Annotated in this window: 13 protein-coding genes; 5 read left to right on the top strand and 8 right to left on the bottom strand. The window is 68.5% G+C overall.

Going from position 1 to position 12723, the window contains the following annotated elements; genetic code table 11:
• Positions 1-24: 24 nt before the first annotated feature.
• Both D0Z08_RS00065 and D0Z08_RS31575 read left to right on the top strand, forming a co-directional pair.
• Positions 25-1251, top strand: coding sequence for an alpha-hydroxy acid oxidase (locus tag D0Z08_RS00065; protein WP_118921448.1), 1227 nt, complete (start codon positions 25-27; stop codon positions 1249-1251).
• A gap of 353 nt (positions 1252-1604) precedes the next feature.
• Entirely contained in the window at positions 1605-1985 is a 381-nt protein-coding gene (locus D0Z08_RS31575) for a hypothetical protein (RefSeq protein WP_147381260.1), read from the top strand.
• A gap of 602 nt (positions 1986-2587) precedes the next feature.
• On the opposite strand, the gene D0Z08_RS00055 is transcribed toward D0Z08_RS31575, so the two are convergent.
• Positions 2588-3988, bottom strand: coding sequence for an IS1380 family transposase (locus D0Z08_RS00055; protein WP_281271686.1), 1401 nt, complete (start codon positions 3986-3988; stop codon positions 2588-2590).
• Between the two features lie 134 nt (positions 3989-4122).
• On the opposite strand from D0Z08_RS00055, the gene D0Z08_RS00050 reads away from it, so the two are divergent.
• Positions 4123-4485, top strand: a complete 363-nt coding sequence (locus D0Z08_RS00050) for a DsrE family protein (RefSeq protein WP_118921444.1) — start codon at positions 4123-4125, stop codon at positions 4483-4485.
• Between the two features lie 27 nt (positions 4486-4512).
• Here D0Z08_RS00050 and D0Z08_RS00045 read toward each other — a convergent pair whose 3' ends face one another.
• Both D0Z08_RS00045 and D0Z08_RS00040 read right to left on the bottom strand, forming a co-directional pair.
• Entirely contained in the window at positions 4513-5697 is a 1185-nt protein-coding gene (locus D0Z08_RS00045) for a glycosyltransferase family 4 protein (protein WP_118921442.1), read from the bottom strand.
• A gap of 84 nt (positions 5698-5781) precedes the next feature.
• On the bottom strand, positions 5782-6642 hold the full coding sequence (locus D0Z08_RS00040; protein WP_118921440.1) for a beta-keto acid cleavage family enzyme: 861 nt from the start codon (positions 6640-6642) through the stop codon (positions 5782-5784).
• Between the two features lie 221 nt (positions 6643-6863).
• Between D0Z08_RS00040 and D0Z08_RS00035 the strand changes: the two genes are divergently transcribed.
• Positions 6864-7850: an NAD-dependent epimerase/dehydratase family protein gene (locus D0Z08_RS00035; protein WP_118921438.1), complete on the top strand. Its 987-nt coding sequence runs from the start codon at positions 6864-6866 to the stop codon at positions 7848-7850.
• Positions 7851-7905: 55 nt separating this feature from the next.
• Positions 7906-8334, top strand: a complete 429-nt coding sequence (gene dtd, locus D0Z08_RS00030; protein ID WP_118921436.1) for a D-aminoacyl-tRNA deacylase — start codon at positions 7906-7908, stop codon at positions 8332-8334.
• Here the strand turns inward: dtd and D0Z08_RS00025 are convergent.
• The 5 genes from D0Z08_RS00025 to D0Z08_RS00005 all read right to left on the bottom strand — a co-directional run bounded on the left by D0Z08_RS00025 (position 8309) and on the right by D0Z08_RS00005 (position 12463).
• Positions 8309-8752 carry a DUF4395 domain-containing protein gene (locus tag D0Z08_RS00025; RefSeq protein WP_118921434.1) on the bottom strand — a complete coding sequence of 148 codons (444 nt, stop codon included), beginning with the start codon at positions 8750-8752 and terminating at the stop codon, positions 8309-8311. The two genes, dtd and D0Z08_RS00025, sit on opposite strands and share 26 nt — an antisense overlap.
• The gene (locus D0Z08_RS00020; protein WP_118921432.1) at positions 8749-9183 is read right to left on the bottom strand and encodes a thioredoxin family protein; all 435 of its coding nucleotides are present in this window, start codon (positions 9181-9183) and stop codon (positions 8749-8751) included. The genes D0Z08_RS00025 and D0Z08_RS00020 overlap by 4 nt, the downstream gene beginning before the upstream one ends.
• 65 nt (positions 9184-9248) lie before the next feature.
• Complete coding sequence (locus tag D0Z08_RS00015) at positions 9249-9545, bottom strand: DUF1416 domain-containing protein (RefSeq protein WP_118921430.1); 297 nt, start codon at positions 9543-9545, stop codon at positions 9249-9251.
• A gap of 4 nt (positions 9546-9549) precedes the next feature.
• Positions 9550-10398 (bottom strand): sulfurtransferase, encoded by an 849-nt coding sequence (locus tag D0Z08_RS00010; RefSeq protein WP_118921428.1) that lies wholly within the window; start codon positions 10396-10398, stop codon positions 9550-9552.
• Between the two features lie 325 nt (positions 10399-10723).
• The gene (locus D0Z08_RS00005) at positions 10724-12463 is read right to left on the bottom strand and encodes a DUF4012 domain-containing protein (protein ID WP_182481066.1); all 1740 of its coding nucleotides are present in this window, start codon (positions 12461-12463) and stop codon (positions 10724-10726) included.
• Positions 12464-12723 lie beyond the last annotated feature (260 nt).

Here is a 12723-nt window from a genome sequence, read left to right as displayed (position 1 = left end):
GGTCCTCGGGAAGGGGACAGCACCATGAGGCGACAGCTTCCCCGGTCACGTGATCTTGCGCCCCTGCTCCAGTTCCGGCGGCCGACGTGGTCGGCGCGACAGCGCCGGCTGGCGAAGGCGCTCACGATCGAGGACCTGCGTCGGATCGCCCGCCGACGTACTCCGCGAGCGGCGTTCGACTACACCGACGGCGCGGCCGACGGCGAGGTGTCGCTGGCCCGGGCCCGTGCTGCGTTCGCCGATGTGGAGTTCCGGCCGTCGATCCTGCGCGACGTCTCGGAGGTGGATACCTCGCGGGTGGTGCTGGGGGAGCGGGTCGAGTGGCCGTTCGGGATCGCGCCGACCGGGTTCACCCGGCTGATGCACACCGAGGGTGAGATCGCCGGCGCCACCGCTGCGGCCGCGGCGGGCATCCCGTTCGCGTTGTCGACGATGGGTACGACGTCGATCGAGGCCGTCGCCGCTGCCGCGCCGGGTGGGCGGCACTGGTTCCAGCTGTACATGTGGAAGGACCGGGACCGGTCGATGGCACTCGTCGAGCGCGCCGCCCGCGCGGGCTTCGACACGTTGCTGGTCACCGTCGACGTACCCGCTGCGGGTGCGCGACTGCGCGACGTACGCAACGGCATGACGATCCCGCCGACGCTGACCCCGCGGACGATCCTGGACGCGATCCCGCGGCCGGCCTGGTGGTTCAACTTCCTGACCACCGAGCCGCTCGCGTTCGCCAGCCTGGATTCGTGGTCGGGCACGGTCGCCGAGCTGCTGGACACGATGTTCGACCCCACGGTCACCTACGACGACCTCGCCTGGATTCGCGAGCAGTGGCCGGGGAATGTTGTGGTCAAGGGCGTCCAAACGGTCGATGACGCGCGTCGGGTCCGCGACGTCGGCGTGGATGCGGTGCTGCTCTCGAACCACGGGGGCCGACAGCTGGACCGGGCACCGGTGCCGTTCCACCTGCTGCCCGAGGTGGTCCGTGCGGTGGGAGGCGACGTCGAAGTGCATCTGGACACCGGGATCATGTCCGGTCAGGACATCGTGGCTGCGGTCGCGCACGGAGCCAGGTTCAGCGTGGTCGGCCGCGCCTATCTCTACGGGTTGATGGCCGGCGGCCGCGCCGGGGTGGACCGGGCCATCGAGATCCTCACCGGCCAGATCGAACGGACTATGCGACTTCTCGGCGTGACCAGCCTGGACGAGCTCACGCCCGAACACGCGCATCTGATACGTCAGACAAGGCAACAATGACTGTCGCTCTCCGGTCGAATGTGTCAGCTCGTCGGACGGCCGGTTGACCGACCCACACACGGCGAGCAGGTCGGCATGGCCCTTATGTCGAATTGGAGACGGTCGGATCAGATGGTCGCGCTGACCCCATCACCAACCGTGAGGCTGGATTCTCAACGCAAGTTTTCCTCGACGACCACGAGGTCGACGGCACGCGGTCCTTCCGGGAGAAGGTCGACCTGCTGGCTCCGCACGGCCTCTCGGGCACGAGCAGTCGCAGCAAGCGCGGCGTGCCGGCGCTTCAGTCGGCACACGGGAAGCTTGCGGTCGGCAATGCTCTGGGTCTCGAGCTCGCGGCCTTCAATCGATCAGTCATGACGATCACCGACTTCGCCGACCCCCGGCTGTCGTCCGAGATCCATGTCGCCGAGATTCCCGCGCTCATCGTGGCCGAGGGCGCCAAGATCGGCGAGCGGCTTCACGAGCCACGCAAGGGCGCCGTTCGCGACAAGGACGTCGGCGACTTGTGGCGGCTCATGGCCGTCGCCGATCCAGGCGAGACAGCGCGGGTGATCGCTGACTTCCTCAGCCACGACGAGGTCGGTGCCGACGTCCGCCAGAGCGTCGAGTGGACCGCCTCCGTCTTGCGCGACCCGGTTAGCACAGAGCGCGCGAAGTCCACCTTCGACACGTTCGTCGATCCAGCGGAGATCGATCGCGTCTTCGATGTGTGGCGAGACGTCCTCGCAGGCTGATCCACCCGAATGGCGACCCGCGTCGATCCGCCCAGATTGACGCATGGATTCGGTCGAGCCGGGTTTTGGTCATCCCTTCGCACTTCGGACGTGGTCCGTACCCAAACAAGCTTGGATCCGATGGGGCCGGCGTCGTAGCGTGAACCGTGCCCAGGGCTGAGGGAACCTATGCGAAGTTGGACCGCGGCGACGAGTTGCCGGCGCAGGTGAGGTGCGAGGTTGATGCAGCAACCGCCGGCAACTCGCTCAGGCTCGTCCGCAACGGCGAGTACTGCCTGATCTACGAAAAGCCCATCCCAGCGGACGGCCTCACCTTCCGCCACCTCATCGACTGGTGGCGGAACCGCCAACACATCGATGACACCGTCACGACTCCTTACTCGCCGGGGTCTTCATCAGCTCCCCGGCCTTTCCCAGCTGGGTCAGCGCATGTGCGCTGCACGAACGCGACGACCCTCGCTAGCCTCGACGTTTCACGGGGCGGCTCGCTGAGCGGTTCGGTGCCGTGGCGCTGATCGGGATCCGTTTCGGGCGTGCGCGATCGCCGGCGCTGGTGCCGCCGGTTCTCCGGGTCTTGGTCGTGGGAGTTGGTGTTGGTGCCGTCAGGCGGTGCGGATCGTGGCCCAGCCGGTGTCGATGAGCCGGTTCCAGGGCCAGTCGCGTGGCAGCCGGAGGCGTCGTCGGCGGCCGGTGTGGATGATGCGGCCGGCGACGGAGAGGATCCGGAATCGGAGCCGTTTGGGTTCCCAGCGGCGGGCGGGTTCGGCCTCGTCGAAGGCGAGGGTCTGGGTCCAAGCAAGCAGGTCGGCGGCGAGTGCGACGACCTCGAGCCAGATCCGGTTCTTGGCGTAGTCGTGGAAGGGCAGGTTCCGTAGGCCGGTGTCCTTCAGACCCCGGATGCGGTCCTCGCAGCGTGCGCGTTGCCGGTGCCGGACCTCAAGTGCGGCGAGGGTCCAGCCGGAGCCTTTGGTGTTGGTGGCGAAGCAGGTGATGCGCCATCCGTTGTGGTCGGTCAGCCGTAGCTGTGCGCCGGGGTGTGGACGTTCACGGCGGGCGATGACCCGCATCCCCGGTGGCCATTCCTTCGGCCCCGGGCGGCTGGATCGAGTCGGGGTCGGCATCCACGCGGTCAGCTCGGCGACCTGCGCCCCGTCACGAGGCTCACCGTCACCATCGACGGCGGCTCGCCAGGCCTGCTCGGGGATCGCCTCGATCGCTGCTTTGACCGTGTCTTGAGCCTGGAACCCGATTGAGTACTCCAACCCCAGGTCGGTGATGCGGTGGAGGAAGACCTTCGAGCAGGCGCCGGTGTCGGCACGGACCAGCACCTGGCCACGCTCGTGTTCGGGGAGTTGGGCGAGCGCATTGTTCAGCGCGACGAGGTGGTCATCAGCGTTCCACGGGGAGGCCTTCCCGGGCCGCAGGTCGAGTGCCAGCGGTTCACCGGTTCCGTGCTGGCCGTGGTCGACGAAGCTGCATATCGGAGCGAACCCGAATCCCCGTTTGAAGGTCGGCTCGGCGCCCTCCTTGTCCGAGTGGGCGGTGACCAGGGTGGCGTCGATGTCGACGATCACCTGCCCGCCCGCACGACTCCCGGCCGTGCCGGCCAGTGGCCTGCGCCGCGACCAGACCGCCGCGCGGGCGTCGGCACGTGCCTGCCGGATCGCGCCCACCGCGTCATCGACATCACCGGCCAACGCCGCGATTACCCGCGAGACCGTCGGGTCGGAGGCAACCGCGCCGAACACTTCAGGCTGGGACCGGACCGCCGCCACGTCAGCCAGGCAATCTCCACCCAATGCGACGGCAGTCGCGACGTCGAGCAACACCTTGCCCGGGTCGTGAGTCGCGTGCATCGGCCGCCACGGCGACAGCGCCCGGGACAGGTTGCGATCCAGGCCAGCGACCCCGATCGCCTCCCTCAACAACAGCGCACCAGAGGACGAGATCAGCGACTCGCGGACGGGATCAAGAACAAGATTCGGGACACGGCTACGCTTCACTTACGGAGTGCCTTTCCGCTGGGGCTTCTTGGACTGTCGCAAGAACAAGAATCCCAAGCAGGACGGGCACTTCCGTGCTTTCAGCCCAGGTGTCGCCGGGTCACCGACGAAATGCCGAGGCTAGGGTGGCGGGCATGACGCGGGAGCTGGTGGTGAAGGTGACGTGCGGTGTCGACGCACCGGAGCGGGCCAACCAAGGGTTCACCGTGGCGGCCACCGCGGCTGCCTCGGGCGTCCCGGTCTCCCTCTGGCTCACCGGGGAGGCGGCCTGGCTCGCGGTTCCCGGGCGCGCGGCCGAGCTGTCGCTGCCGTTGGCCACCCCCCTCGCGGACCTGCTCGCCAGCGTGCTCGAGCTGGGCACCGTCACCGTCTGCGGACAGTGCGCCGCCCGGCGTGAGATCGGCGAGGCCGACGTGCTGCCGGGCGTCCGGATCGCGGGCGCGCCGGTGTTCGTCGAGGAAGCCCTGCGGGACGGCGCGCAGGCCCTGGTCTACTGACACAGAAGAGCTCGCAGGAACAACCGCTCAGCGGGCGACACTCAGCAGGATTTCCTCGAACTTGGTCGCGCAGCCGTTCAGGTCGAACTCCCGCTCAGCAAGCTCCCGAGCACGACGGCCGAGCTTTTCCCACATGTCGCTGTCGTCGAGCACCTCGACCACCCAGTCCGCGGCAGCCGGGATCGATGTGCGGTCGGGAGCCAGCACACACCCGCCGGCTGCGTCGATGAGGTGCGCGGCTAGATTCTCGTCGGGCATCAGGCCGAGGATCGGACGGGCTGCGCAGAGGTAGGACAGTGTCTTGGACGGCACCGAGAACGCTCCCGCCGACTGGTCGAGCACCACGAGGAGCACGTCGCCCGACCCGAGCACCTCGGAAAGCCGCTCGTAGGGCTGGAAGGGCAGCAAGGTGACCGGTACGTCGAGCTTTCGCGCCTCGTCGGCGACCTCGTTGGCTGCGTGGCCCTCGGTGACCACGGTCAGGTGGGCCGGCGTGCCGCGGTCGCGCACGGCGCGCGCCAGCTGCACCAGGAGCCGCGGATCGTGCTTGAGACCGAGAGTCCCGGAGTAGACCAGGTTGGGAGTCTCGACCAGGTCGTGCTCCTGTGCCCACTCGTTGTCGCGCGAGGTCGGCACCAGCTCGCCGAGGGGCGCCCAGTTGGGGATCACCGTGGTCTTGCCGGCCGTGCCCCATTCCCGGTGCACGTCAAGGAACGACTCGGCGATCACGACGATCGCGTCGGCGCGACGGTTGCACCATCGCTCCCCCCAACCGGCTAGGGCAGCGAAGACGACAAAGGTCCGGCTCAGCTTGCTGCCGGCGAAGGAGCGCATTGCTACTCCCTGCACGTCCTGCTGCCAGGAGACCCACGGCGTGCGCGTCACCATCAGAACCGCAGTGATCACGAGCAGCGTCGGCACGGGCACGTTCCCGAGTAGTGCGACGTCCGAGCGGCTCCGGCGCACCTGACGAGCCAGTTGCACTCCGTACCGCAGCTCCTGGACGAGGCGCCGCCGGAAGCTGAGCTTCTCAATCACCTCGCCGCGGCCGATTGGCTCGAACACGAGGTGGTCATGGCCACCGAGGTTGCCCTTGCCCGAGACGTGCGCCTCGCACCAGGAATGCGTCACGTCGTGGCCGCGCCGCGCCAACTCGGCGCTCAGCTCGACCTGGAAGGGGTGACCGCTGTAGTCGTGTACGAGGACGCGCACCGCTCGGCTGCTCCCTTCGTGAATTTCTCGGCCGGGACTACGCGGCTCATGGTCTGAATTCTCAACGATCGCGATGGTGGCAGGTCACACTTCGGCCCGCGCCAGCCCGAGAAGCGTACGGGCCTCGGTGGTTGTCATAGGTCGCTTCTGCGCAATCTCCCCCATGGCCACCGCCCGGGCGACGAGCTGCCGGTTGCTCCCGACCGGCTCGCCTTGGCGAACGCTCAGCACGTCCTCCATGCCGACGCGGAGGTGGCCGCCCTTGCTCAGAGCCGCGAGCGCCACCGGCAGCGTGGTGCGCCCGATGCCCGTGGCTGACCAGCTGGTGACCTGGTCGGGGAGCACGCCCACGGCTGAGACCAACGCGTCGGCGGTGCCCGGCATTCCGCCGGGCACGCCCATCACCAGGTCGCAGTGAACGCTGCCGCCGTACGGCAGTCCGTACCGGTCGAGCAGCCGGTGAAGGGCAGCGACATGGCCGAGGTCGAACAGCTCGAACTCCGGCACCACCTGGCGCTCCTGGCTGAGCTGGTAGAGCTCGCACACGAACGGCCACGGGTTGCTGAACACGTCGTCGCCGAAGTTGGTCGTGCCCATGGTGAGGCTGCAGGAGTCGGGGGCGGCATCGAGCACCTTGAGCCGACTGTCGAGCGGGTCGTGGACCGAGCCTCCGGTGGACAGCTGGACCACCAGGTCGGTGCTCTCCCGCAGCGCCTGCACGGTGTCGGTGAGCCGGACCAGGTCGAGGGTCGGTCGGTGCTCGTCATCTCGGATGTGCACGTGGATCATCGCCGCGCCCGCAGCCTCGCACTCCTGCGCGGTCTGCACCAGCTCGTCGAGGGTGGTCGGGAGCTGCGGAAAGTCCGCCTTCGAGGTCTCGGCGCCGGTCGGAGCGACGGTGATCAACAATGCTTCCGGGGCAACGATCCCTTGTCCTACTCTCATCCCGTCATCGTGGCAGATCCAAGAAGACTTGCGGCGATGGCCTCGTTGCTGACAGACATCACGACAGGACGCCGGACCTCAGTGCGGGGAGCACCGCAAAAGGGGTGGACACCGTAGTCGTTGTTCGCCGGACGGCTAAGATCCTCCAACCCGGAGTCGCCGTGGGCGCGTGCACAGGACCGTCAGTTCGGTCAACATCCCCCATCCGCCACAAGGAGCAAATGATGACCTCGAGCCCCGTTGATGTTCTCGTCGTCGGCGCCGGAGGCTTCATCGGCGGGCATCTGGTCGCCGATCTCCTAGCCCAGGGCAAGTCGGTGCGAGCGGTCGACGTCAAGCCGTTGGACGAGTGGTTCCAGCTGCACGGCGACGCACAGAGCCACAGTGCTGACGTGTCGCTGCTCGAGGCGGCGGGGGCGGTCACCGAAGGCGCTCGGGAGGTCTACATGCTGGCCGCGGACATGGGCGGCATGGGGTTCATCGAGAACAACAAGGCACTCTGCATGCTGTCGGTGCTGACGAGCACCCACATGCTGCAGGCAGCGCGCAGGTTCGACGTAGAGCGCTACTTCTACTCGTCGTCGGCCTGCGTCTACGCGGCGGACAAGCAGACCGTCACTGCCGTCACCGCGCTCAAGGAGACCGACGCTTATCCGGCGATGCCCGAGGACGGCTACGGGTGGGAGAAGTTGTTCTCCGAGCGCATGTGCCGGCATTTCTCCGAAGACTTCGGCCTGCTCACCCGCGTCGCCCGTTACCACAACGTCTACGGCCCCGATGGCACGTGGACGGGAGGCCGCGAGAAGGCTCCGGCCGCCGTCTGTCGGAAAGTCGCCGAAGCCGTCATCAGTGGAAAGCATGAGGTCGAGATCTGGGGTGACGGGGAGCAGACCCGCAGCTTCATGTATATCGACGATTGCGTGCGGGGTAGCCAGATGATCCTCGCCAGCGACGTGGAGGAGCCGCTCAACCTGGGTTCTGCGGAGTTGGTCTCGATCAACCAGTTGTATTCGGTCGTCGAGGACATCGCGGGGATCAAGTGCACGCGGCGCTACGACCTGTCGGCGCCGCAGGGAGTCCGGGGCCGCAACGCTGACAACACGATGATCCGCGAGAAGCTCGGGTGGGAACCCTCGATCAAGCTCACCGACGGCCTCGCACAGACCTATGCGTGGATCTACGACCAGGTGAAGCGCGCTGGGGGCTGAGCCCCGAACACGCCCCGCCGGACCGCCCGTGCACGAGACCGGCAGGATGATTCGCATGCGTGCGGTCGTCCAGCGGGTCCTGTCGGCATCGGTGCACGTCGACGGAGTGGTGGTCGGCGCCCTTGACGCGCCAGGGCTCCTCGTCTACCTCGGCATCACCCACAGCGACGACGCGGAGGACGTCGCATGGATGGCCCGCAAGATCCGCGACCTCCGGATCCTCCGCGACGAGCAGTCGGCCTCCGACGTCGGCGCGCCGGCGCTCGTGGTCAGCCAGTTCACGCTGTACGGCGATGCCCGCAAGGGCCGGCGTCCGTCGTGGACCGCCGCGGCGCCCGGTCCCGTCAGCGAGCCGCTGTACGACGATTTCTGCGCCGAGCTCGAGCGGCTCGGCACCCACGTCGAGCGCGGGGTCTTCGGCGCGATGATGCAGGTTTCGTCGGTCAACGACGGGCCGTTCACGGTGTTGCTCGAGCGCTCCTGAACCGCGCGCCGAGCAGGTACATCTCACAGCCCAGGCAGAACCCGAACACCGCGTTGAGCAGGGCCGCGACCAGTGCGAGGCCGACGGCGACCTGGGCGACCAGCACAGTGCCGGTCAGGTAGCCGACCACCGCCACGACCGCGAAGGTCAGGCCGACGGCCTGGGCGAACCGCGGAGGCGTCGGGTCCTCGAGCTCCGCGGGCGGCGTCAGCCGCGGCCGGATCAGAGTCCGGAACAGAACCCCGGTTGGCGTGCGCTGCACGCCGAGTCCGGCGCCGATGGCGAAGAACACAGCCAGCGCCCCCACCACCGCGGTGGCGATCCCTTCTGGCACGACCAGCGCCGCCGCGAGGAGCACGGCGGTCACGGATGCCGTGAAGCGAGGCCCGCGGGGATCGATCCCAGCCGCGCCCGTCATCGCGGGGCTCCCGCGGAGTGCGCGATCGCCGCGAGGACCTGGTGCTTCTGCGGCGCCCCGGCAGCCCGGAGCACCTCGTGCCCGGCGGCGTCGAGGACGAGGGTCGTCGGCGTGCGTCGTACGTCGAGCGCACGGACCAGTCCGAGATGCTGCTCGGCGTCGATCTCGACGTGGCGCACGCCGTACTCCTGGGCGGCGACATCGGCCAGCACCACCCGCGTCGTCCGGCAGGGCGCGCAGAACGCCGAGGAGAACTGCACGAGGGTGGCCCGCTCCCCCGCCCGGGCGCTCGGCGTGGCCGCCGCGACCTGGTCCCACGCGGTGGGCGTCGCGTCGGCGTGCGGGACGAACCGGCCGTCGACGTGGTGACGGTAGAGGCCGAACCCGGCCGCGGCGAGCGCGGCCAGGGCGAGGATCACGATGCCGGTCATTGCAGTCCCAACGACAACGACGGCCCCCGGGATTCCCCAGGAGCCGTCGTCTCTGTCATGACTTCTCAGACCGCGATCTCGACCTCGGCGATGCTGCCGACCGCCGCCTGCACCTTGCGGTCGACCGGCTCGGCGCCGGGGACCAGGGTGCGCAGCGTCCACTCGCCGTCGCCGGCGAAGAACCGGAAGTGGCCGGTGGCGGACACCGGGACCTCCGCGGTGAACTCACCGGTGCGGTCGAGCAGGCGGACGTAGCCGGTGCTGACCGGCTCGCCGCCCTTGGTCACCTGACCCTGGACGATCGCCTCGATGTCGGTGTTGATGCCGTTGAGCGACAGGCCGCCCTCAGTTGCTCCGCACATGTGCTCAGGCCTCCCCGGGCTCGTCGCCGAGCGCGATCGGAACGCCGACGAGGGAGCCGTACTCGGTCCACGAGCCGTCGTAGTTCTTGACGTTGTCCTGGCCGAGGAGCTCCTTGAGCACGAACCACGTGTGGCTCGAGCGCTCACCGATCCGGCAGTAGGCGATCGTGTCCTTGGACCAGTCGACGCCGGCCTCGGTGTAGATCTCCTTCAGCTCGTCGTCGGAGCGGAAGGTGCCGTCGTCGTTGGCCGCCTTGCTCCACGGGACGTTGGCCGCGGTCGGGATGTGACCCGCGCGCTGCGCCTGCTCCTGCGGGAGGTGGGCCGGCGCGAGCAGCCGGCCGGCGAACTCGTCGGGCGAGCGGACGTCGACCAGGTTCTGGGTGCCGATGGCCGCGACGGTCTCGTCGCGGAACGCCCGGATGGAGAGGTCCTGCTCCTGCGCCGTGTACGACGTCGCCTCGCGGCTGGGCAGCTCGCCGACCAGCTCGCGTGAGTCGAGCTCCCACTTCTTGCGGCCGCCGTCGAGCAGCTTGACGTCCTGGTGGCCGTAGAGCTTGAAGTACCAGTAGGCGTAGGCCGCGAACCAGTTGTTGTTGCCGCCGTAGAGGACGACGGTGTCGTCGTTGGCGACCCCGCGCTCGGACAGCAGCGCCTCGAACTGCGCCTTGTTGACGAAGTCACGGCGCACCTGGTCCTGGAGGTCCGTCGTCCAGTCCAGCTTGATAGCGCCCTTGATGTGGCCCTTGTCGTAGGCGGTGGTGTCCTCGTCGACCTCGATCAGCACCACCTTCGGGTTGTCGAGGTTCTCCTCCACCCACTGGGCGGAGACGAGGGAGTTCTCGCGGCTCATATCTGTGTTCCTTCTGGATCGGTTGTACGTGGGACAAGCGAAATGGTGTTGGTGAGGGGCTGACGCAGGCACGACGCGGGAAGTCGAGGGCGCAGAGGCAATGACCTGCCAGAAGGAAGCGCCGGGTGTCAGCGAGGGGCGGCGGATACGCCGATCAGACCCCGCTCAGCGCATTCGACACAGCGCCGAGCTGACGCGGCAGTTGTCCACTGCGCGCCGCTTGGTCAGCCAGGTCGTCGACATGCCGGTCACACTACTGGCGCGGTCTGCCCGATCCCCCGGATGATCTCGCAGAATGAGATGCGTGTCCGAATATTGGGACGCCTCAGCACGCGCTATGGAGAACGGTGTTCGACGATCCCGGGAACGCACCGGGCGTGACGTCGAGCTCGACCGGGCCGGTTTGTCCCGGTCCGGTGCGCAGCTGGAACTCGATCTCCTGGGTCTCTCCCGGATCAATGACGGTGACGACCTGCGCGACCGGCCGGCCGTCGAAGTTCTCGGTGACGACCGGGTCGAAGGAACGCGAGTCGAGCGACAGGTCCTCGATGCGACCACCGGCCGGTGCCATCACGTAGACCGCGATCCGCTGCTGGCCCGGCTCGATCTCCCCGAAGAACCGGCCCCCGGGAAAGCTGCCCGACACCGTAGGCGGTACGTCGAGCCCCTCCGGCACCGCGTTGGTGAGGCGAATCGCTCCCGCAATCTCCTGGGCGTAGCCGGAGCAGGCGCGCGCGATCGCGTCGGCCTCGTACTGCAGGTAGTAGGTCATCTTGGACTCAAGGGCGTCGTTGACGTAGAGCCCGACCTGGGCGCGCTCCTCCTGCGTATGGAGCTCGCCGGCAATCTCGGTGCCGTCGATCTGCTCCTGCTCGGCGTCGACGAAGCTGTGCATGCGGATCCGCCCCTCCGTGACTCCAGTGGCCAGCGCACGGATGACCTCGACCGGGTCGCCGCGGCCGGCGGCGAACGCGTCGAAGACCGCCTTCGCAACCGCGTTCTGGTAGTCCTCCTGCTCTGTCGGGTCGGGCGAGGTGAGGTAGATGTCGTTCTCGACCTTGGCGACGACGTCAGCCGAGGTGACGGGGCCGTAACCGGGGACTTCGACTGGGCCGGTGGCGGTCAGCAGGTACGAAACTGCGACCGGGTCGACGAAGAACACGCCGTCGACATCCCCGCCGACCTCCCGTTGCCACCGGGCAGCCGCGAGCTTCGCGGCGCGGGTGGCATCTGGGGTCATGCTGGCGTTCATGAACCACTGTCCGAGAGTGCGACCGAAGACAGCCTCCTCCCCCCGCGTGAGCGGGATGACGGGCGGGTCGACGGGGCCGTACTTCGAGGTCCCCTCCTGCTCCAGGATCTCCACCTCGCCGTCGTCGGCGTGGATGCGCGAGATCGATCCCGCGAGGCCACCCATGCTGCGGAGCTCGGCGTTGTTCTGGAACACCAGGAGATGGTCACGCGAACCGTCGGCGCCGAGCAGGCTCGGCATCAACTCGGCAGCGCGGTAGGCGGAGCCGAGCGTCGAGCGGGCGTCGAGCACGATGGCGCACAGCTCGGTGAAGCGGGTCGAGACGGGGCCGACCAGCCCGCCCTCGTAGACACCCTCGAGGTTCGCGGCCGCCTCATCGAAGGCCTGCTCGCTCTGTCGGGCGGGTTCACGGACGGACGCGATGGTGTCGAGGGGAAACTGGTTGTCTGTTGGGTTGAAGGAACGCGCGGCCACCAGCTCCGCGGCGTCGACCAGTGGCGGGATGCCGTCGTCGCCGAGGTCGTCGAGGACGGCGGCGACAATGGCGATCGCCTCGGCGTCGTCGCCGAATATCGGAAATCGCTCCAGGACCCACCAGGTCGGGCCGTCGGTGCGGTTCCGCGCGCTGCCGGCAGCCTCCTGGTACCGCTCCAGCGCCCGGGCAGCACCCTCCGCGTCGCCTTGCTCGATCTCCTGACGCAGGAGCAGGGCGCTCCCCTCGACCTCGCGGAGGTCGTCGGCCGCCGACCACGCGGTCCAGCCGGTCCACATGACGAAGAGGACGCCGATGCCGGCCCCGCCGACGACGACCATCCGCGAGGGCCGCTCCCTGAGCCAAGGTCCGACTGCCCGCCAACCGCGGGGGCGGCGGCTGCGACGACGAACCATGGGCGACACGCGGCAAGCATGCCATCCACCCGGGGTCTCCGCGCCGGCCCCGGTATCTCCTAGCCTCGACGTTTCACGGGGCGGCTCGCTGAGCGGTTCGGTGCCGTGGCGCTGATCGGGATCCGTTTCGGGCGTGCGCGATCGCCGGCGCTGGTGCCGCCGGTTCTCCGGGTCTTGGTCGTGGG

The sequence above is a fragment of the Nocardioides immobilis genome (assembly GCF_003515065.1).
GTDB lineage: Bacteria > Actinomycetota > Actinomycetes > Propionibacteriales > Nocardioidaceae > Nocardioides > Nocardioides immobilis.
Note: the sequence above shows the minus strand (reverse complement) of the source record. Positions and strands in the feature narration are given on the sequence as shown.